Genomic DNA, 20,310 nt, shown 5'->3' with positions numbered 1-20,310 from the left:
TGAAAATTTCCCGGGGCTTTCCACTTTCTGTCCCTCAACAATGCTCAAGACAGAAAGTCTTAAGCACCCGCCGCACATCTTATCCTTCTGAATTAAAATGCAAAGATGTAATTCTGTTCTGCGCGAATTACATTATTTTGCGAGCCGCTTTCCAGAATAATAATTTATATTTTTAATGTTTTAAGTGGAAATAAAAAGGGAGTGAATAACTCACTCCCTTTATTCAGCGATTAATTAACGGCTTCAACCCATTGCGCTTTCACGCAGCCGTGCTTTCAGCTTGTTATATTCGTCGATCACATACTGTTCCGCCGCGTGCTGATCCGCAATTGGCTCCACGTTGACGGCGCAGTATTTATACTCCGGCGTTTTGGTTATCGGGCTGAGGTTCTCCGTCACCAGCTCGTTACAGGCACCAATCCACCACTGGTAGGTCATATAGACCGCCCCTTTGTTTGGACGGTCGCTGACCTGCGCGCGGGTAATGATGCGGCCTTTGCGCGAATTCACCCACACCAGCGCTTCATCCTCAATGCCGAGGCGCTCCGCATCGGCGGTGTTGATCTGCGCGTAGCCCGGTTCGTCCGCCAGCGCCGCCAGCGCGGCGCAGTTGCCGGTCATCGAACGGCAGGAGTAGTGGCCTACTTCACGCACGGTAGAGAGCACCATCGGGTACTCCTCGGTGAGTTTATCGATCGGCGCAACCCAGTCGCAGGTGAAGAACTGCGCCAGCCCGTTCGGGGTGTCAAATTTCTCTTTAAAGAGATACGACGTCCCCTGGTTGGCCTCCGACTCGTCCCGGCACGGCCACTGGATGTAGCCCAGCTCACCCATTTTTTCATAGGTTGCCCCATAAAAGTCCGGGCACAGATGCCGCAGCTCGTCCCAGATCTCCTGGGTGTTGTTGTAGTGCATCGGGTAGCCCATGCGGGTGGCGATTTCGCTGATGATCTGCCAGTCCGTTTTCAAATCCCACTTCGGCTCGACCGCCTTAAAGAAGCGCTGGAAGCCGCGGTCCGCCGCCGTGTAGACGCCTTCATGCTCGCCCCAGGAGGTCGACGGGAGAATCACATCCGCCGCCGCCGCGGTTTTGGTCATGAAGATATCCTGGACAATCACCAGCTCCAGATCCTCAAAGCCTTTGCGCACCGCAGACAACTCGGCGTCGGTCTGGAGCGGATCTTCACCCATGATGTAGGCCGCCCGCACTTCACCGTGCGCCGCGCGGTGCGGCAGCTCGCTGATGCGATAGCCGGTGTGTGCCGGCAGGCTCTCCACGCCCCAGGCCTTCGCGAACTTCTCGCGGTTTTCCGGGTACTTCACGTACTGGTAGCCCGGATACGTGTCCGGCAGCGCGCCCATGTCGCAGGCACCCTGGACGTTATTCTGGCCGCGAACCGGGTTAACGCCGACGTGCGCTTTGCCCAGATTCCCGGTCAGCATCGCGAGGCTGGTCAGGGAGCGCACGGTTTCCACGCCCTGGTAGAACTGGGTCACGCCCATGCCCCACAGGATGGCGGCGGTTTTCGCTCCGGCATACATCCGTGCCGCCTGGCGGATCTCCTGCGCGCTCACGCCGGTTATTGCCTCTACCGACTCCGGCGTGTAGCCTTCGACAATTTTCCGGTACTCTTCAAACCCTTCCGTACGCGTGGCGACAAACGCCTGGTCGTACAGGTTCTCCTCAATAATGACGTGCCCCATCGCATTCAAAAGCGCGATATTCGAGCCGTTTTTCAGCGCAATGTGCATATCCGCAATGCGCGCGGTTTCGATTTTGCGCGGATCGCAGACGATGATTTTCGCCCCGTTCTGTTTAGCGCGAATCACGTGGTTCGCGACGATAGGGTGAGAATCCGCTGGGTTATAACCGAAGATAAACACCAGATCGGTGTTATCTATCTCGTTGATGGCATTACTCATTGCGCCGTTACCGACCGACTGGTGCAGACCTGCAACCGATGGGCCGTGTCAGACGCGAGCGCAGCAGTCGACGTTATTGGTACCAATAACGGCGCGCGCGAATTTTTGCATCATGTAGTTGGTTTCATTCCCGGTCCCGCGTGAGGAGCCGGTGGTCTGAATGGCATCCGGGCCATACTTGGCCTTAATAGCACTCAGGCGCGTGGCGACGTAATCCAGCGCCTCGTTCCAGGAGACGGCTTCCAGCTTGCCGCCGCGCTCGCGGCGGATCATAGGGTTTTTCAGGCGCGGGGTGAGGATTTGTGTATCGTTAATAAAATCCCAGCCGTAATACCCCTTCAGGCACAGCGTGCCCTGGTTGGTTTTCCCCTGCGCGGCCTCCGCCCGGACGATTTTGCCGTTATCGACCACCAGGTGGATCTTGCAACCTGAGGCACAATAAGGGCAAACCGTGACGACTTTTTTCATCAGTCTGCTCCAGTTAATCAAATCTTTCGCACCGACTAATGCAGCTTCTATGCCATTTTTTTAGTGGGGTTACTCACCGGCTTTACGGTGCATTCCCGGCGAAATCCCTGACGAAAAGCAGACAATCGTCAAAATTGACGTGTCGAATGAGCGGCGGATGTGACATGGGTTGAATTTCCGTCACGGAAAAATTCATTTCACTGGAGCCGACGGCAGAATGGTTCAGACTTAACATAATCCCCTGACGGAAGCATATGATGAAACCGGCGATTCTGGTGGTTGATGACGATATGGCAGTGTGTGAACTGCTGCAGGATGTGCTGAGCGAGCACGTCTTTAGCGTGCTTGTCTGCCACAACGGCCAGGATGCGCTGCGACAGGTCCAACAGGAGCAGGCTATCGCCCTTGTTCTGCTGGATATGATGCTGCCGGACATCAACGGCCTGCAGGTTTTGCTGCAGCTGCAAAAGCAGCGCCCGGCGATACCGGTGATCATGTTAACCGGGCTGGGCAGTGAATCAGACGTGGTGGTGGGGCTGGAGATGGGGGCTGACGATTATATTGGCAAACCGTTTAATCCACGCGTGGTGGTGGCCCGCGTTAAGGCCGTGCTGCGTCGTACCGGAGCGCTGGCAGCCGAAGCGCCGATGCCACGTGCGGCGGGGATAACCTTCAACGACTGGACGCTGGACACCGCCCGCTGTGAACTGATTGATCCGCAGCGTAACGCCGTGCCACTGACTCAGGGTGAATATGGCCTGCTGCTGGCGCTCACGCAAAATGCCCGCCGGGTACTGAGCCGCGAGCAGCTGCTTGAGCTCACCCACAGCGAAAGTACCGAGGTATTCGACCGCACGATTGACGTGTTGATCATGCGCCTGCGGCGAAAAATCGAGGTCAACCCGCATCAGCCTAAGCTCATCAAAACCATGCGCGGTCTGGGCTATGTTTTTGCCGCCGATGTGTCTCATAGCGAGAAAGCGGCCTAAGTATTCTCTTTAATAAACAGCTGCAGCTCGGCCAGCGTTTTTGCGCCGTCAATCGCATTGGCCGCCAGCAGGCTTGCCCGCGCGCAGGCGTGCGCCAGATAAATACTTTCTGTCAGCGGCAGCGATTCATGGCAGCCGTATAAAAAGCCCGCGCAAAAGGCATCGCCCGCGCCGACGCTGCCGATAATCTCGTTCTGCTCCAGCTTCCAGGACGGAACCCATCGGCCCGCTTCTCCCGGTGTTTCACCCCATGCCCCTTCCGGGCAGTGGATTACCACCCGCTGATGAACGCCTGCCGCCAGCAGCTGCGCCGCGGCATCGGCGATATGGGCGATGTTCAGCGCATCGTTGCCGTCGCGCATCTCCAGCCCGCTAAACTCACCGGCCTCGAGCTCGTTAATTACCAGATAATCCAGATGGCGCAGGGCAGGGAGCACCAGCGGCTGGTATCGCGGGTCGCCCTTGCGGGACACCAGGTCAAGGGAGGTTTCATACCCCTGCTCGCGCATCTGCGCCAGCAGCCGCGCGCTGCGGGTGCCAAACTCGTCATCCGGCATATCCAGGCTGTCGAGCAGCAGCAGGTAGCCGAGATGGAAGATCTTCATCGATCCATCGAGACGATCGAAGGCGGGAAGATCCAGCAGACGGTTGGCCCCCGGCGAGTGGAAAAAGGTGCGCTGCCCGCTGGGATCGGTCATCACCTGCGACATGGAGGTTGGGGCGAAGGTGGTGCGCTGCACGCGCTGGCGGTTGACGTGGTACTGGTCGAGCATCGCCAGAATGTAATCCCCGTCGCCGTCTTCCCCGATCAGCCCCACCGCCTGCAGCGGCAGGCCGGCGTGCATTTTCGCCAGCGTCAGCAGCACGTTGAGCGGCGCGCCGCCGGTGGAGCGTTCGCTGTGGGTGATTTCCGCCAGCCAGCCGCGCTCCGGCCACTGCACGATCTGGTGAACGTGATCCACCAGCATGTTGCCTGCGGCGATGATGCCTTTGCGTTCCATTATGCCTGCCCCGCGCTGCCGAAGATGCGCATCTGCTCGGCGACCGTATCGGTTATCGCCTCTTCTATCCCCAGCAGCAGTTCGGCAAACTCATCGTACAGCGGCTGGCGGTTCGCCATACGCTGCTCAACGGCGGCGAGCGCGGCCTGCGACATGCCGGTGTAGAAGTTGATTTTATGAATGCCCAGCTCGATGGCGCGGCGGAAGTCGGCATCGCTAATCCCGGAGCCGCCGTGCAGCACCAGCGGCAGCCCCGTCTGCTGACGAATGGCGTCCAGGCGCGGGAAATCGAGCTTCGGCTCGCCTTTGTATTTGCCGTGCGCGTTGCCGATGGCGACCGCCAGCGCGTCGATGCCGGTCTTATCGACAAACTCCCGCGCCAGCTGCGGGTCGGTAAAGAACGCTTCATCCGCATGTCCGTACAGCGCGCCGCCTTCATCCCCGCCGACCGCGCCCAGCTCCGCCTCCACCGAGACGCCCACCGCGTGGCACATCTTCACCACTTCCCGGGTCTGGCGAATGTTCTCCTCGTAGCTCAGCGTCGAGCCGTCGAACATCACCGAGCTAAACCCCAGGCGCAGGGCGCGCACGACGGCCTCGAAATGCAGACCGTGGTCGAGATTCAGCACCACGGGAATATCGTGGCGGGCGGCTTCGAACTTAACCGCTTCGACCAGCGAATCCAGGGAAACATACTTAAAGTGCACTTCGGCGATGTTGATGATAAACGGCGAGCGTTCCTGCTTTGCGGCGGCAAACAGCGCGCGCAGAAAATGGGAGTCGAGCACGTTGAACGCGCCCAGCGCGTAGCGATGTTTCCTGGCGTGCTCAAGACCGTCGGCAAGAGAAATCAGTGGCATCATTCACTCCTTATCTCCGAAACAGGTTGTACTCGTTGCACAGCACCAGCACCGCCGGTTCGTCTTCTTCGATGTTGTTATAGCGGGCAACGGGCTGCAAAAAGTGGTTGTCGTGCTCGTCGTCATTCACCGACGACACTTCGCCCACCAGCACGTCGCCAAAGCCGCGTTCGCCCCAGAAGCTGTGATACAGGCCGGGCGTGAGACAGATGCTTTCCCCTGGTGTGAGGCGCAGCTGGCTGCCGGGAGCGTGGGTTTGCCGACAGCCGTCAATCGTGACGGTCACGTCGGTGTTTTCGGTCTCCTCATGCATCCCGGCATTCCATAACTCAATAATCAGGTTCCCGCCGCCCCGGTTAATGATGTCTTCCCGCTTGCGCCAGTGAAAATGCATCGGCGTCACCTGGCCGTCGCGCACGTGCATGATTTTTTCGGCGTAGCATTTCTCATACGGCACGCCGTTCGGGGAGCCGTTGCGCAGGGTAAACAGCGTCAGACCCTGTGCGGAAAAGCTGTTGCCGCCGAAAGCGGTCACGTCCCAGCCGAGCTTGAGGTCAAACACTTCCTGCCACGCGGCCTGGTCAAGCTGCTGCCATTTTGTGGGTGGAAAGCTGGCAAACGGCGGGAGATGCACGTCGTGCATGGAAAAGAACTGCCGCGTGTGGCCGAGGATTTCATTGATGTCGGAGCGTTTCATGGGGACTCCTTGAAAACAGTTCCCTCTCCCTGTGGGAGAGGGAAAAGGATCATTTAACCGTCCACCCCTTATACGTGCCGACGTTCTTTTTATCGATCATCGTCACCGGGATCAGCACAGGCTCTTTCGGCGCAGGTTTGCCCTGCAGAATGTCATAGCCGATCTCCACCGCCTTCGCCGCCATCACCTGCGGATCCTGCGCCGGGGTCGCCACAAACAGGGAGTTTTCGCGCTTCAGCGCCTCTTCACCGTCCGGGGAACCGTCCACGCCGACGATAAAGAACTCGTTGCGCTGGGCCTGTTTCGCCGCCAGATCGGCGCCGATCGCGGTCGGATCGTTAATCGCGAATACGCCGTCGATCTTCGGATTGGCCGCCAGCAGGGAGGTCATCACTTCCAGCCCGCCTTCACGACTGCCTTTGGCATTCTGGTTGTCCGATAGCACCTTGATGTCCGGATGTTTTTTGAATTCCGTCTGGCAGCCTTCCACGCGGTTCTGCACCGCGGAGACCGGCGGTCCATTGATGATCACCACGTTGCCTTTGCCTTTCAGGCGGTCGGTAATGTACTTACAGGCCATTTCCCCCGCCTGGGTATTATCGGAGGTGATGGTCGCATCGGCCCCTTCCGCCGCCACGTCCACCGCCACGACCACGATCCCCGCTTCTTTGGCTCGCTTCACCGCCGGGCCGATCCCTTTGGAATCCGCAGCGTTGAGGATGATCATGTCCACCTTCGCGGCGATGAAGTTATCGATCTGCGACACCTGCTGGCCCAGATCGTAACCGCTGGAAACCAGCGTCACCTTGACGTTATCGCCAGCCAGCTTGCGCGCTTCCAGCTCGGCACCTTTGGTGATCTGCACGAAGAACGGGTTAGCCAGGTCGCCCACCGTCACGCCGATGGACTTCAGATCTTTTGCCTGCGCAAACGGCGTTGCGGCCAGCAGCGCGCCAGCACAGAGCGCGGTCACTAAGGGTTTCAAACGCATCTTGTCTTCCTCGCTTGTAGGGTATTGTTGTTATGCACTTTGATGATGTCGGGTACGGTATTTGTCGATCAGCACCGCTATGATGATCACCGCCCCTTTGATCACCAGCTGCCAGAAGTAGGAGACGCCCATCAGCGTCATGCCGTTGTTGAGGGTGGCGATGATCAGCGCCCCCACCAGCGTGCCGGTGATCGTGCCGATCCCGCCGACGAAGCTGGTGCCGCCGAGGATCACCGCCGCAATCGCATCCAACTCGTAACCCGTGCCGAGGTTGCCGTTGGCGCTGTAGAGGCGCGAGGCGCTCATCACCCCGCCGAGGCCGGAGAGCAGGCCGCTCATGCCGTAGACAAACAGCAGCACCAGCCAGACCTTGATGCCGGTTAAGCGCGCCGCCTGCATGTTGCCGCCGACCGCGTAGATATGAACGCCGAGCGTGGTGCGGCGCAGGATGAACCAGCAGATAGCGATGACCGCCAGGGCAATGACGACGAGCCACGGAATCGGGCCGAGATAGTTATTGCCGATCCACTCGAAGCTGATGCTGGAGTTAATCACCGTGGTGCCGTCCGCCAGCAGATACGCCGCGCCTCGCAGCGCCGTATAGGTGCCGAGCGTGACGATAAACGGCGGCAGCCCGGCGAAGGCCACCAGCGCGCCGTTGAACAGCCCCAGCACCATGCCGAGCATCAGCGCCGCCGGAATGGAGAGCATCGCGAATTCAGGAATAAGCGAGACCACCATCGCCGCCACCGCCGTGGTGCCGAGAATCGAGCCCACGGAGAGGTCAATCCCGCCGGTCAGAATGATGAAGGTCATCCCCGCCGCCAGCACGATGTTGATCGACGCCTGACGGGTAATGTTGAGCAGGTTACTTTCGGTAAAGAAGTTCGGGGCGATAAAGCCAAACACCGCCACAATCAGGATTAAAATCGGCAAAATGCCGACCGTTTGCATCAGATCGCTCATCAGCATTTTTTTGGCGGAGGCGGATTTCGCCACCTGCTGCGGATGGGTTGGAGTTGTCATGATTGCACCGCCTGATGATGTGTGTCGTTCACGCCGGTTGCCAGCGTCATAATATTTTCCTGAGAGATGTCGCGCCCGTGCAGTTCACCCGCAATGCTGCCTTCCCGCATTACGTACACCCGGTCGCTCATGCCTACCACTTCCGGCAGCTCGCTGGAGATCATCAGAATCGCCACCCCCTTGCGCGCCATCTGGTTCATGATGCGGTAGATCTCGCTTTTGGCACCGACGTCCACCCCGCGCGTGGGTTCGTCGAGAATCAGAATGCGCGGGCCAATCGCCACCCAGCGGGAGATCAGCAGCTTTTGCTGGTTGCCGCCGGAGAGCCCGCCCGCGCGCACCTGAGAATGGGGCACGCGGATGTTAAGCAGGGCGATAGCATCATCGGAAATGGACTGGGCTTTTTTGCGGTTAAGCATGCCGAAGGTGGCGTCGCGCTCCAGCGTCGCCATGGTGATGTTCTCCTGCGCCGCCAGCTCCAGAAACAGCCCCTGCTCCTTGCGGTTCTCGGTGAGAAAACCAATCCCGTTTTCAATGGCCGCGCGCGGGGAGTGGATCACCACCGGCTCGCCGTCCACCTCAATCATCCCGCCGGTGGCCTTGCGCACGCCGAAAATCAACTGCGCCAGCTCGGAGCGTCCGGCCCCGACCAGCCCTGCCAGCCCGACGATTTCACCGGAGCGCACCTGCAGGCTGCATGGCTGCACTTTTTTACCGTCGGTGAGGTGGTGCACGTTGAGACGCGGGCTGCCGAGAGGGATATCGCGCTCTTTGTTGAACAGATCGCTGAGCGGGCGGCCCACCATCATTTTTACCAGCTCTGAGGCGTTCAGCTTGTCACGCGTCAGGCTGCCGACGTACTGCCCGTCGCGCAGAACGCTCACGCGGTCAGAGAGTTCATACACTTCCGCCATGCGGTGGCTGATATAGATAATCGCCATGCCTTCATCACGCAGGCGCAAAATCAGTTCGAACAGGCGGTGGGTTTCGCGGGAGGAGAGGGCGGCGGTGGGTTCGTCCATCACCAGGATGCGGCTGTTGCGGTGCAGCGCGCGGGCGATTTCCACCTGCTGCTGCTCGGCGATGGTCAGCTTCATCACCAGGTCGGTGGCGCTGAACTGCGCGCCGAGACGGTCAATCACCGCCTGCGCCTGGGCGGCCATCTCCTTGCGCTGCACCAGCCCGCCGCGCGACAGCTCGCTGCCGAGGAAGATATTTTCAGCGACGGTCAGATTGGGGGCGAGCTGCATCTCCTGGTAAATCAGGGTAATGCCTGCGGCCAGCGCGTCCTTCGGCCCTTTGATGTGAAACGGCTGGCCGTCGATCAGGATCTCGCCGCCGGTGGCGGTATAGGCCCCCGCGAGGATCTTCATCAGCGTGCTTTTTCCCGCGCCGTTTTCCCCCATCAGCGCGTGGATCTCACCGGGGAAGACCGTCAAATCCACGCCCTTGAGCGCGTGGAAATTGCCAAAGGTTTTGGCAATGTGGCGCATCTCTAAAACCGGGGTTCTGCTCATGGCGGATCTCCTGTGAATGTCGATATCTGCACTTCATCACAGGTGCGTAAATGCAAAATGTCAGAAGCTGTTCATATTTGTCATAGTTATGAATAGCGAATGTGGATCACAGTTACGGAGTCAACATGCCTTCACGCCCCCCGTTCTTCTCCAGCGCCCGCGGTCGCCTGCTGATATTTAACCTGCTGGTGGTCGCCGTCACGCTGATGGTGAGCGGCGTGGCGGTGCTCGGCTTTCGTCATGCCAGCCAGATCCAGGAGCAGGTCCAACAGCAAACGCTGGACGACATGACCGGGAGCATGAACCTCGCGCGCGACACGGCCAACGTGGCAACGGCGGCGGTGCGGCTTTCGCAGGTAGTGGGGGCGCTGGAGTACAAAGGCGAGGCCGAGCGGCTGAAGCAGATGCAAACGGCGCTGCGCCGCTCGCTGGAACAGTTGGCGGATGCCCCGCTGGCGCAGCAGGAGCCGGCGCTGGTGGCGCGGATTATTCGCAGAAGCAATGAATTACAGCAAAGCGTAACGGGGATGCTGGAGCGTGGGCAAAAGCGGCATCTTGAGCGTAACGCGCTGCTGAGCTCGCTCTATCAAAGCCAGAGCTATTTACGCCATCTTCAGGACATCAACCGCCGCTTCGGCAGCAACGTGCCGGACGCGCGGCAACTGATGGAGATGGATCGGCTGATCGCGGCCGCGATTGATACACCTTCGCCGCGTGCTACCGTTCAGCAGCTGGACGCCGTGACCGCCACGCTGCCCCGAAGCGCCATACAGCCGGTCGTGGAGGGCGTTCTGCCCGATTTTAACGCCGAGCTGCGCAAGCTTGCCCCGCTGTCGAAGCAGCTGGAGGAGAGCGATCTGTCCATCAGCTGGTATATGTTCCACATTAAGGCACTGGTGGCGATCCTTAATAGCGATATTAATCAGTACGTTGAGCAGGTGGCGCAGGCTTCCCGGCTTCGCACGGCCCAGAGCCATCACGAGTTGCAATCCATCAGCGTGTTTATCAGCATCTTCGCCGTGCTGGCGCTGATCATCACCGGCTGCGCCTGCTGGTATATCTACCGCAATCTGGGCTCCAACCTGACGGCCATCTCCCGGGCGATGTCGCGACTTGCCCACGGTGAACAGGATGTTTCTGTTCCTGCGCTGCAGCGGCGCGACGAGCTGGGCGAGCTGGCGCGGGCGTTTAACGTTTTTGCCCGCAACACCGCCTCGCTTGAGCACACCACGCGTCTGCTGAAAGAGAAAACCACGCAGATGGAGATCGACCGCATCGAGCGTCAGGGGCTGGAAGAGGCGCTGCTGCACAGCCAGAAGATGAAGGCCGTCGGACAGCTGACCGGCGGGTTGGCGCATGATTTTAACAACCTGCTGGCGGTAATTATCGGCAGCCTTGAGCTGACAGACCCAGAATCAAACGACGCGCCGCGCATTACCCGTGCGCTGAAGGCTGCCGAACGCGGCGCGCTGCTGACCCAGCGGCTGCTGGCGTTTTCCCGCAAACAGTCCCTGACGCCGCATGCAGTAGAGATGCTGCCCCTGCTGGAAAACCTTCGGGAACTGATGCGCCACTCGCTGCCCGCCACGCTTACTCTGGAGATTGAAGCGCAAACCCCGGCATGGCCCGCGTGGATTGACGTCAGCCAGCTGGAAAACGCCATTATCAACCTGGTGATGAACGCCCGTGATGCGATGGAAGGCCAGAGCGGGGCGATCAAAATTCGCACCTGGAACCAGCGCGTAACCCGCAGCGACGGACGCAGGCAGGATATGGTAGCGCTGGAGGTCATCGATCGCGGCAGCGGGATGTCGCAGGAGGTGAAATCCCGGGTTTTTGAACCGTTCTTCACCACCAAGCAGACCGGAAGCGGAAGCGGGCTGGGCCTGTCGATGGTGTACGGTTTTGTGCGTCAGTCCGGGGGGCGGGTAGAGATCGAAAGCGCGCCGGGACAAGGAACGACCGTGCGGCTCCACCTCCCGCGCTCGACGCTGCCCGCCGTTTCGGAGGATGAAGCGCTGGCTGCCACAACGTCCGTGGATAACGAGCGGCTTGTACTGGTGCTGGAAGATGAGGCGGACGTTCGCCAGACCCTGTGCGAACAGCTGCATCAGCTTGGCTACCTGACGCTCGAAGCGGACAGCGGCGAACAGGCCCTGAACATGCTGGCGGCGTCGCCGGATATTGGCATGTTTATCAGCGATCTGATGCTGCCCGGAAGCCTGAGCGGGGCCGAGGTGATTAACCATGTGCGCAGCCATTATCCGCAGCTTCCGGTGCTGCTGATCAGCGGGCAGGATTTGCGCCCGGCGCATAACCCGCAGCTGCCGGACGTTCCGTTACTGCGTAAGCCGTTTACCCGCCAGCAGCTGGCGCAGGTGCTGCGGAAGGTGATGGTAATTTGAGATTCCTCCGCTACCCCGGTTCCCAGCCATTCATTACCGTAAGGCCAGTTCCCCTGCGAGTCTGGCCTTATGAAACGTTACTCTACCGTCCTGTTATTTGGTCTGCTGACTTTAACCAGCCAACTGGCGCATGCCGATGTGATTGATGACGCCATTGGCAACATTCAGCAGGCGATCAACGATGCCTACAACCCCAGCAGCAGCCGTAATGACGATGACGACGATCGTTACGACCGCAGCCGTCAAATCGACAGCCGACAGTACGACGATCGTCGTCGGCAGCTCGAAGACAGACGCCGCCGCTTAGACGAGCGTCAGCGTCAGCTGGACGACGACAGGCGTCGGTTAGAAGAGGACGAGCGCAGGTTGGAAGACGATTACGATCGCGGCTAAGTGCGGCCTGTTGCCCTCACCCCAACCCTCTCCCACGGGAGAGGAAGAAAACCTAATCCAGCACCAGTACCATCCCGTCATATCCCGCTTCAATGCCGTCCGGCAGCGGGTTATCCATCATCCATGCGTCAAACTGATGGCTAATGTGCGTCAGGATCACCTGCGGACAGCCAATCACCTCGTTCAGGGCCATCACCGTATTTAAATCACTGTGGTTGCGCGGTGTCTCCGGACGCGGTTCATGGCTGCAGTCGATGATTATCGCCTGTGGCTGATTGTTGAGCAGAAACGTCACCGTTTTATCCGGCAGCCCGGCGGTATCAGAAAGCCACGCCACGCGGCTATGGGCCGATTCCAGCAGATACCCGAAGGTCAGTTTTGAATGGTTGAGCGGCAGCGGCGTGACCCGCAGCCCCTGCAGCTCAAACATCACGAACGGCTCGACCGTGTGGCTGAAATCCAGAATGCCGGGGTGTTTGAACAGGTCGTCACAGCCCGCTTCATCCGGCGGACCGTAGACGGGGATGGTTGCGCCCACGCCCCAGCGCAGGGGGAACAGCCCCTGGACGTGATCCATATGATAGTGCGTGAGCAAAAACTGCTGGAAGCTGCCCGCCGGCCAGTCGTCCATCAGGTGCGGAATGCCCGCATCCAGCAGGGTGACTGCATCGTTGAATTTGACCACCGCGCTACAGGGGCGACGGCGATAGTTGTCCTGCAAACGCGCCCTGCGACACGCCGCGCAGTCGCAGCCAAAGACCGGGACCAGCTGTGCGCTTCCGGTTCCCGTTAACGTGATGGTCAGACTCATAACGCACCTCTACAGCGGTTTGGTGAATCGAAAATGGCTCTGCGTATATCCCTCACGAACGTAAAAACGTTGCGCGTCCGTACGCTTCACGCTGGTGGAGAGCTCCGTTAGCTCGGCGCCAGCCTGCCGCGCAACGTCTTCTGCCCAGGCGAGCAGCTGGCTGCCAATCTTTAACCCGCGCGCCTGCGGCATCACCACCAGCTCCTGGATCTCGCCGATCCAGCGGGCATGGTGCAGGTGAAACTGCATGTGCAGGCCGATCATGCCGACGACATGTCCGTCCAGCTCGGCAAGCTGGTAGCGCATGTTGTGATCCTGAAGGTTGGCCAGAAATCCGGCGTGAAACGCCTGGTGATCGAACTCTGCCTGCTTCAGTTCACAGATCAGGGCGTAAACAATTTGTGCATCGTCGGTGGTGGCGGGGCGAAGCTGGCAGTCAGGCATGCTGTCTCTCCTTCTGGCGAATAAGCGATAAAAAGGTCTCGACTGACTGTAGCAAACTTCCGTCGTTATTGAGGACGTGACAGCCCGACGGAGTGTAGCGCGCCGCACGTTCCAGCCGCTGGTCGATCTCACGCGCATTTTCGCGCCCCCGGCTTTGCAGGCGGCTGCGCAGAATATCCGGAGAAACCTGCAAACAGACTGGCAGCAGCGCCGCTTCGTACCGGGCTTTGGCCTGCGGCAGATGTGCGCGCGAGCCGTTAACCAGCACGTCGAAGCCCGCGTGCAGCCAGAGGTCGATCTCGATGCCGACGCCGTAATAAAAGCCGTTCGCGTGCCAGCTCAGCGCCAGCAGATTTTGCCCGGCGCGGGTAAAAAACTCCTGCTCGCTCAGGGCGATATGGTTTTCACTGCCAACGTTCGCCGCGCGGGTAATGTAGCGGTGCGCCACCAGCAGCTGTGAATGTTCCCGCTGCCGTAACGCCGACAGCAGGCTGTCTTTTCCCGAGCCGGACGGGCCCATTAACCAGATGAGTCTTCCCATCAGAACACCCTTTTTCCCTGACGCCAGACGTGGTCGATATGAACGTGCTCGCCCTTGCGGTGCGCCAGCACCAGGTCTGCCCGTTTGCCTTCGGCAATCTCACCGCGGTCGTGAAGGTTGAGCGCGCTGGCCGGGTTTTTCGTCACCAGTCGAATCGCCTGCGGCAGCGTAAAGCGGTTGTCCTCGTCGTCTGCAACGCGGAAGGCCGCGTCCAGCAGGCTGGCGGGGTAGTAGTCAGACGAGAGGATATCCAGCAGGCCGAGGGAAGCGAGTTTGCTTGCCGCCACGTTGCCGGAGTGCGAGCCGCCGCGCACGATGTTCGGCGCGCCCATCAGCACGTTCATGCCGTGTTTGCGGGAGGCTTCAGCCGCTTCGAACGTGGTGGGAAATTCGGCGATCACGCTGCCAAGCTGGTGGGATTCGCGCACGTGATCGTGCGTGGCGTCGTCATGGCTGGCCAGCGCAATGTTGCGGTCCCGACACATCGCGGCAATGGAGAGACGGTTCGGCTGCGACCATTGTGCCGCAAGCGCCAGCTGCTCTTCTTCGTAGCGCGCCATCTCCGCGTCGTTGAGCGAGTATTTGCCCTGATAGTATTCACGGTACTTTTCAATGTTGGCGAACTGGCGCTGCCCCGGGGAGTGATCCATCAGGGAGACCAGCGACACCGGCTCGCGTCCGACCAGCTTTTCAAACAGCGGCAGGGTGGTGTGGTGCGGCAGCTCGCAGCGCAGGTGCAGGCGGTGCTCGGCGCGGTTGAGGCCGCGCTTTTGCGTCTCCTCCACGGCGTTGATCATCTTTTCCAGATTTTCCAGACGATCGCCGCCGTCGCGCACGTCGCCGATCGCCACCGCGTCCAGCACCGTGGTGATGCCGCTGGCGACCATCAGCGCGTCGTGGCTGCTCATCGCCGAATGGGCGGGCCAGTCCACCTTCGGGCGCGGGGTGAAGAATTTATCCAGATTATCGGTATGCAGCTCAATCAGCCCCGGCAGCAGCCAGCCGCCGTCGCCGTCCATCGCTTCAGGGGAACGGCTTTGGGTTTCGGCAAAGGCGCGGATGATGCCATCCTGGATTTCAACCGAACCCTTCACGACCTCATTTTCCAGCACCAGCCTGACATTATTGATAATCATGCGTTTGTCCCCATCGGGTGCAGCCTGTCCGCTACGCGATTGCGGACGGCGTCGTCGTGGAAGATCCCGACGATCGCCGCCCCGCGCGCTTTGGCCTGTTCGATCAGCGCTATCACCGCTGCGCTGTTTTTAGCGTCGAGCGAGGCGGTGGGTTCATCCAGCAGTAAAATCGGATAGTCGACGATAAACCCGCGCGCGATATTCACGCGCTGCTGCTCGCCGCCGGAAAAGGTCGACGGGGCGAGGTGCCACAGGCGCTCCGGCACGTTGAGGCGCGTCAGCAGGCTGGCGGCCCTGGCGGCGCAGGTTTCGCGCGGCACGCCGAGATCCAGCAGGGGCTGCATCACCACGTCCAGGGCGGAGATCCGCGGGATCACCCGCAGGAACTGGCTAACCCAGCCGATCGTTGAGCGGCGCACTTCCAGCACCTTGCGCGCCGGGGCCTGAACCAGATCGACCCACTCTTCGTTATGGCGAATATGGATGTGGCCTTCGTCCGGTAAATAGTTGGCGTACAGGGAGCGCAGCAGGGTCGATTTACCGCTGCCGGAGTGGCCGTGCAGCACCACGCATTCACCCTGACTCACCTCTAACGAGGCATTTTGCAGCACCGGCAGGCGCACGCCATTTTGCTGGTGGAGCACAAAGGTCTTACTGACATTTTCAACGTGGATCATGTTGGCCTCTTAATTCTGTAATACCGACGACACCAGCAGCTGGGTGTACGGATGATGTGGATCGTCGAGCACGCGGTCGGTCAGCCCACTTTCCACCACCTGACCCTGCTTCATCACCAGCAGGCGGTCCGCCAGCAGGCGCGCAACGCCCAGATCGTGGGTGACAATCACCACCGCCAGGTTCAGCTCCACCACCAGGCCGCGCAGCAGGTCGAGCAGGCGGGCCTGCACGGAGACGTCCAGCCCGCCGGTGGGTTCATCCATAAATACCAGCTTTGGATGGGTGACCAGATTGCGGGCAATTTGCAAACGCTGCTGCATACCGCCGGAAAAGGTGGTTGGCAGGTCGTCAATGCGCGAGGCGGGGATCTCCACCTCCTCCAGCCAGTGCTGTGCGGTGGCGCGGATGTTGCCGTAGTGGCGCGCGCCGGTGGCCATCAGCCGTTCGCCGATATTGCCTCCCGCCGACACCTGACGGCGCAGGCCGTCCATCGGGTGCTGATGCACCACGCCCCACTCGGTGCGCAGCAGGCGACGGCGCTCGGCCTCGCTTATGTCGTAGAGGGAGCGTCCCTGATACAGGATCTCGCCGTGTTGCGGCGTCAGGCGCGCGGAGATGGACTTCAGCAGGGTGGTTTTGCCGGAGCCGGACTCGCCGACAATGCCCAGCACTTCGCCCGGCCACAGCTCGAACGACACGTCGCTGAAGCCTTTTCCCGGCGCATAAAGGTGGGTCAGGTTATTAACCGAAAGCAGCGGTTTCATTGGCCGTTCGCCTCGCTCTGTTGGCGGCAGTAATCGGTGTCGGAGCAGACAAACATCCGTTTGCCCGTATCGTCCAGCACCACTTCATCGAGATAGCTGTGTTTGGATCCGCAGATGGCGCACGGCTCGTCCCACTCCTGCACCGTAAACGGGTGATCGTCGAAATCCAGGCTTTCGACACGCGTATACGGCGGTACGGCGTAGATGCGTTTTTCACGTCCGGCACCAAAGAGCTGCAGGGCAGGCATCATGTCCATCTTCGGATTGTCGAATTTTGGGATCGGCGACGGGTCCATGACGTAGCGCCCGTTGACCTTCACCGGGTAGGCGTAGGTGGTGGCGATATGGCCGAAGCGGGCGATATCTTCATACAGTTTGACCTGCATGATCCCGTACTCTTCCAGTGCGTGCATGGTGCGGGTCTCGGTTTCGCGCGGCTCGATAAAGCGCAGCGGCTCCGGGATCGGCACCTGGAAAATCAGAATCTGATCTTCCGTCAGCGGAGTCTCCGGAATTCGGTGGCGGGTCTGGATCAGCGTCGCGTCTTCGGTTTTTTCGGTGGTGTTGACGCCCGTCACGCGCTTAAAGAAGTTGCGGATCGACACGGCGTTGGTGGTATCGTCCGCGCCCTGGTCGATAACCTTCAGCACGTCCGCTTCGCCAATCACGCTGGCGGTGATCTGAATGCCGCCCGTGCCCCAGCCGTACGGCATCGGCATTTCACGGCCACCAAACGGCACCTGATAGCCCGGAATAGCCACCGCTTTTAAAATGGCGCGGCGGATCATGCGTTTAGTTTGCTCATCCAGATAGGCAAAGTTGTAGCCGCTTAAGTTAGCCATTGGCGCGCTCCCGTTGCAGGCGTTTCAGCAGTTCCAGTTCGGCCTGGAAATCGACGTAGTGCGGCAGCTTGAGGTGCGAGACAAAGCCTGCGGCCTCGACGTTGTCCGCGTGGGCCAGCACGAACTCTTCGTCCTGCGCCGGGCCGGCAATGTGCTCGCCGTAGTCCGGTGCCTGCAGGGCGCGGTCAACCAGCGCCATCGCCATCGCCTTGCGCTCGCCGAGGCCAAACACCAGCCCGTAGCCGCGGGTAAAATGCGGGTCTTCATTCTCTGGCGCGACGAAACCGTTGACCATTTCGCACTCGGTCATCAGCAGTTCGCCGACGTTCACCGCAAAACCCAGCTCTTCCGGCACGATTTCGACGTCGAGATAGCCGCTGCGGATTTCTGCCGCGAACGGGTGGTTGCGCCCGTAGCCGCGCTGTGTGGAGTAGGCCAGCGCCAGCAGATACCCTTCGTCGCCGCGCATCAGCTGTTGCAGACGGGACGAGCGTGAGCACGGGTAGACCGGCGGCGTGCGGGTGACGTCGTCCGGCGTGGCGCCAGTGTCTTCTTCCGCTTTCGCCAGCCCCTGGTTTGCCAGCAGGCTGAAGACGTGCGGAGACGGTTCCTGTTCGACATCTGAAGTGCTGAGCGTTGGGGCTTCGCCGTTCGCCAGCAGCGTGAAGTCCAGCAGACGATGGGTGTAGTCGTAAGTCGGGCCAAGCAGCTGGCCGCCGGGAATGTCTTTATAAACGGCAGAGATTCGGCGCTCCAGGCGCATTTCCGCCGTGTTCACCGGCTCGCTGACTGCCAGACGGGGAACGGTGGTGCGCCAGGCGCGCAGCAGGAAGATGGCTTCCACGTTATCGCCGCTGGCCTGCTTGAGCGCCAGCGCTGCAAGCTCGCGGTCAGCAACGCCGCCCTCGGTCATCACGCGGTCAACCGCGAGGTTAAGCTGTTGCTCAATTTGGGCGACGCTCAGCTCGGGAAGCTGTTCATCGCCCCGGCGTCTGTGCTCCTGTAAGGCATGAGCGGCGGCGATCGCCTTTTCGCCTCCTTTGACGGCTACGTACATCAGCACACCTCCACGTGGGTAGTCCGCGGGATTGCCAGCAGGCGCTCGCCGCAGGTCAGGATCAGGTCAATGCCTAGCGGGAACGGGTGCGGGCGCTCGGTCAGCTCATGGATGATGCACTCCGGTAGCTGGGGCGCGACCATCCGCTCGTCGGCGATGCCTGCGCCCGTCAGGCGAAGCATGCGGCCACCGCTCAGGCTGGAGACTTGCAGGATCAGCGTGGCGCTGGTTTCCGGTGCGACGGCGCTGCCTTCGCTCAGGGCGTTAAGCTGTTCATGGCTGATTTGCTCGTCGGCCACGGCAAAGACCGCCTGCTGGGGCTGATCGACCAGCGGCGCGCTGGTGTGAAAGCGCAGGTTCTGGCTGGCGATATCGTTCAGCAATGCGCTTGACAGCCATACCGGGGTGTCGTTGTCCGCCAGTGTCAGCAGCACGCTGGTGGAGGCGAGGTTCAGCGGCAGCCAGCCCTGCGAGAGCTGGTGCAGGGAGACAATCACCCCCGGCTCGCTCATGGCCTTCAGCAGGCGACGGAAACTCTGTTGGGCATCCTGGACGGCCAGGGTAAAAGCAGGTTGAAGCGTCATGCGTTGTCTCCGCGAACGAGCGTAAAGAAGTCGACCCGGCTGGTGTTCACTTCGGCCTGACGCGCGGCAAGGCGTGCGGCGCGGTCGGCTTCCAGCGGGGCAATAAGGGTTTCCATTAACGTCTGGAAATGCGGGTGTTCCTGTAAAAGCGCGTCGATCACCGCGCAGCGCTCGGCGTGCGTTTTGTCTCGCCCAAGTACGTAGCTATAACCCAGCGTGCCGCTGTTAAGGCGGATAGCCGCGCGGGTGAGGGTGGCATCGCCGGCGAAGAAGCGCTCGCCGGTGCCGCCCATGCGTGCCTGGATCTGCACCAGGCCGATCTCCGGCGCGCGGATCGTGTCGTAGTCCGGCGTCAGGCCGAGTGCGTTCATGCGGGCGGCCAGCGCAGCAGGCTGGCTATGGGCCAGCACGCGCATCCAGCGCTGTCGGGTGGAGGTGTCGAAGTGCATTCAGTGCTCCATGGTGAATTCAATCATGTCGGCGCGGGTCAGGCTGACGGAGTATTCCGTCGCGTTGATCTCGCCGTCACGGTGGTTGAGGGTGCGCACGCAGAGCAGCGGGGCCATGTTGGGGATCTCCAGCACCTTGCTCTCTTTCGCCTGTGCACGGCGGGCGCTGATGCGCGTCTGGGTGCGTTTGAGCGCGATACCCGTCGCGTCCTGAAGGAAATCATGCAGGGAACCGCTGGCGAAATGTTGCAGCACTGGCCAGAGGGTGAGGTCCGCGAAGTAGTGGTCGATCTGGCAGACCGCCACGCCGTTGACCCGGCGCAACGTACGCAGGTGTACGACGTTGTCACCCTCCTGAATCCCGAGCGCGTCCGCCACGTGACGGGAGGCCGGGCGCAGTACCGAGAGCAGCTTTTCGCTGGTCGGATGGCTGCCCTGATCCAGCAGGTTCTGGCTAAAACGCGCCTGGGCGTTGAGCGGGTAGTCAAACGGGCGCATCAGCACCAGCACGCCGACGCCCTGACGGCGCTGCACCCAGCCGCGCTCCACCAGCTGGTCAATGGCGCGGCGCAGGGTGTGGCGGTTCACCTCGTAGCGGTCGGCAAGTTGCTGCTCGGCGGGCAGGTAGTCACCGCAGCGGTAATGCGTGCGCAGCTCCACTTCGAGCCTGGCCGCAATCTCTTGCCAGCGGGTAGGGTAACTGGTCGGATGTCTGGATAAGTGCATACCAATCA

Annotated in this window: 21 protein-coding genes; 3 read left to right on the top strand and 18 right to left on the bottom strand. The window is 60.7% G+C overall.

What is annotated here, in order from left to right; translation table 11 throughout:
* Positions 1 to 243: 243 nt before the first annotated feature.
* Positions 244 to 2,391, bottom strand: a complete 2,148-nt coding sequence (gene fdhF, locus INF77_RS10595) for a formate dehydrogenase subunit alpha (RefSeq protein WP_193532251.1) — start codon at positions 2,389 to 2,391, stop codon at positions 244 to 246.
* A 257-nt stretch (positions 2,392 to 2,648) separates the two neighbouring features.
* Between fdhF and INF77_RS10590 the strand changes: the two genes are divergently transcribed.
* Positions 2,649 to 3,380, top strand: a complete 732-nt coding sequence (locus tag INF77_RS10590) for a response regulator (protein ID WP_193532259.1) — start codon at positions 2,649 to 2,651, stop codon at positions 3,378 to 3,380.
* Here the strand turns inward: INF77_RS10590 and INF77_RS10585 are convergent.
* From INF77_RS10585 to INF77_RS10560, 6 genes are read right to left on the bottom strand one after another with little or no spacing between them, the layout of a single operon-like run.
* The gene (locus tag INF77_RS10585; protein ID WP_193532258.1) at positions 3,377 to 4,384 is read right to left on the bottom strand and encodes a carbohydrate kinase family protein; all 1,008 of its coding nucleotides are present in this window, start codon (positions 4,382 to 4,384) and stop codon (positions 3,377 to 3,379) included. The two genes, INF77_RS10590 and INF77_RS10585, sit on opposite strands and share 4 nt — an antisense overlap.
* On the bottom strand, positions 4,381 to 5,241 hold the full coding sequence (locus tag INF77_RS10580; protein WP_028015195.1) for a ketose 1,6-bisphosphate aldolase: 861 nt from the start codon (positions 5,239 to 5,241) through the stop codon (positions 4,381 to 4,383). The genes INF77_RS10585 and INF77_RS10580 overlap by 4 nt, the downstream gene beginning before the upstream one ends.
* Before the next feature lie 10 nt (positions 5,242 to 5,251).
* Positions 5,252 to 5,938, bottom strand: a complete 687-nt coding sequence (locus tag INF77_RS10575) for a D-lyxose/D-mannose family sugar isomerase (RefSeq protein ID WP_063155539.1) — start codon at positions 5,936 to 5,938, stop codon at positions 5,252 to 5,254.
* Between the two features lie 49 nt (positions 5,939 to 5,987).
* Entirely contained in the window at positions 5,988 to 6,929 is a 942-nt protein-coding gene (locus INF77_RS10570) for an ABC transporter substrate-binding protein (protein WP_028015197.1), read from the bottom strand.
* A gap of 30 nt (positions 6,930 to 6,959) precedes the next feature.
* Positions 6,960 to 7,955 carry a ribose ABC transporter permease gene (locus INF77_RS10565; RefSeq protein WP_028015198.1) on the bottom strand — a complete coding sequence of 332 codons (996 nt, stop codon included), beginning with the start codon at positions 7,953 to 7,955 and terminating at the stop codon, positions 6,960 to 6,962.
* Positions 7,952 to 9,472 carry a sugar ABC transporter ATP-binding protein gene (locus INF77_RS10560; protein ID WP_028015199.1) on the bottom strand — a complete coding sequence of 507 codons (1,521 nt, stop codon included), beginning with the start codon at positions 9,470 to 9,472 and terminating at the stop codon, positions 7,952 to 7,954. Before INF77_RS10560 ends, INF77_RS10565 begins: the two co-directional genes overlap by 4 nt.
* A gap of 125 nt (positions 9,473 to 9,597) precedes the next feature.
* Here INF77_RS10560 and INF77_RS10555 point away from each other — a divergent pair, with 125 nt between their 5' ends.
* Together INF77_RS10555 and yjdP are read left to right on the top strand one after the other, a co-directional pair.
* Entirely contained in the window at positions 9,598 to 11,877 is a 2,280-nt protein-coding gene (locus INF77_RS10555) for an ATP-binding protein (RefSeq protein ID WP_193532252.1), read from the top strand.
* A 69-nt stretch (positions 11,878 to 11,946) separates the two neighbouring features.
* On the top strand, positions 11,947 to 12,270 hold the full coding sequence (gene yjdP, locus INF77_RS10550) for a DDRRRQL repeat protein YjdP (protein ID WP_028015201.1): 324 nt from the start codon (positions 11,947 to 11,949) through the stop codon (positions 12,268 to 12,270).
* Positions 12,271 to 12,322: 52 nt separating this feature from the next.
* Here the strand turns inward: yjdP and phnP are convergent, their stop codons facing one another.
* The 11 genes from phnP to phnF are packed head-to-tail and all read right to left on the bottom strand — an operon-like array spanning position 12,323 to position 20,302.
* Positions 12,323 to 13,081 (bottom strand): phosphonate metabolism protein PhnP, encoded by a 759-nt coding sequence (gene phnP / locus INF77_RS10545; protein ID WP_041911517.1) that lies wholly within the window; start codon positions 13,079 to 13,081, stop codon positions 12,323 to 12,325.
* Positions 13,082 to 13,090: 9 nt separating this feature from the next.
* A complete protein-coding gene (gene phnO / locus INF77_RS10540) occupies positions 13,091 to 13,525 on the bottom strand; it encodes an aminoalkylphosphonate N-acetyltransferase (RefSeq protein ID WP_193532253.1) in 435 nt (144 codons plus the stop codon).
* Positions 13,518 to 14,069 carry a ribose 1,5-bisphosphokinase gene (gene phnN / locus INF77_RS10535; RefSeq protein WP_102863634.1) on the bottom strand — a complete coding sequence of 184 codons (552 nt, stop codon included), beginning with the start codon at positions 14,067 to 14,069 and terminating at the stop codon, positions 13,518 to 13,520. Before phnN ends, phnO begins: the two co-directional genes overlap by 8 nt.
* Positions 14,066 to 15,202 carry an alpha-D-ribose 1-methylphosphonate 5-triphosphate diphosphatase gene (phnM, locus tag INF77_RS10530; RefSeq protein WP_048958900.1) on the bottom strand — a complete coding sequence of 379 codons (1,137 nt, stop codon included), beginning with the start codon at positions 15,200 to 15,202 and terminating at the stop codon, positions 14,066 to 14,068. Before phnM ends, phnN begins: the two co-directional genes overlap by 4 nt.
* Positions 15,199 to 15,879 (bottom strand): phosphonate C-P lyase system protein PhnL, encoded by a 681-nt coding sequence (phnL, locus tag INF77_RS10525; RefSeq protein WP_047366876.1) that lies wholly within the window; start codon positions 15,877 to 15,879, stop codon positions 15,199 to 15,201. Before phnL ends, phnM begins: the two co-directional genes overlap by 4 nt.
* Before the next feature lie 9 nt (positions 15,880 to 15,888).
* On the bottom strand, positions 15,889 to 16,644 hold the full coding sequence (gene phnK, locus INF77_RS10520; RefSeq protein ID WP_045261067.1) for a phosphonate C-P lyase system protein PhnK: 756 nt from the start codon (positions 16,642 to 16,644) through the stop codon (positions 15,889 to 15,891).
* Positions 16,641 to 17,486 carry an alpha-D-ribose 1-methylphosphonate 5-phosphate C-P-lyase PhnJ gene (gene phnJ / locus INF77_RS10515; protein ID WP_041911512.1) on the bottom strand — a complete coding sequence of 282 codons (846 nt, stop codon included), beginning with the start codon at positions 17,484 to 17,486 and terminating at the stop codon, positions 16,641 to 16,643. The genes phnK and phnJ overlap by 4 nt, the downstream gene beginning before the upstream one ends.
* Positions 17,479 to 18,543, bottom strand: a complete 1,065-nt coding sequence (locus INF77_RS10510) for a carbon-phosphorus lyase complex subunit PhnI (protein ID WP_028015209.1) — start codon at positions 18,541 to 18,543, stop codon at positions 17,479 to 17,481. The genes phnJ and INF77_RS10510 overlap by 8 nt, the downstream gene beginning before the upstream one ends.
* The gene (gene phnH / locus INF77_RS10505; RefSeq protein WP_193532254.1) at positions 18,543 to 19,127 is read right to left on the bottom strand and encodes a phosphonate C-P lyase system protein PhnH; all 585 of its coding nucleotides are present in this window, start codon (positions 19,125 to 19,127) and stop codon (positions 18,543 to 18,545) included. The genes INF77_RS10510 and phnH overlap by 1 nt, the downstream gene beginning before the upstream one ends.
* Positions 19,124 to 19,576: a phosphonate C-P lyase system protein PhnG gene (gene phnG, locus INF77_RS10500; RefSeq protein ID WP_028015211.1), complete on the bottom strand. Its 453-nt coding sequence runs from the start codon at positions 19,574 to 19,576 to the stop codon at positions 19,124 to 19,126. Before phnG ends, phnH begins: the two co-directional genes overlap by 4 nt.
* Positions 19,577 to 20,302 carry a phosphonate metabolism transcriptional regulator PhnF gene (gene phnF, locus INF77_RS10495; RefSeq protein WP_041911508.1) on the bottom strand — a complete coding sequence of 242 codons (726 nt, stop codon included), beginning with the start codon at positions 20,300 to 20,302 and terminating at the stop codon, positions 19,577 to 19,579. It lies immediately after the preceding gene.
* Positions 20,303 to 20,310 lie beyond the last annotated feature (8 nt).

It is taken from the genome of Enterobacter cloacae complex sp. P1B (assembly GCF_014982345.1).
GTDB classification, from domain to species: Bacteria; Pseudomonadota; Gammaproteobacteria; order Enterobacterales; family Enterobacteriaceae; genus Enterobacter; species Enterobacter bugandensis.
Note: the sequence above shows the minus strand (reverse complement) of the source record. Positions and strands in the feature narration are given on the sequence as shown.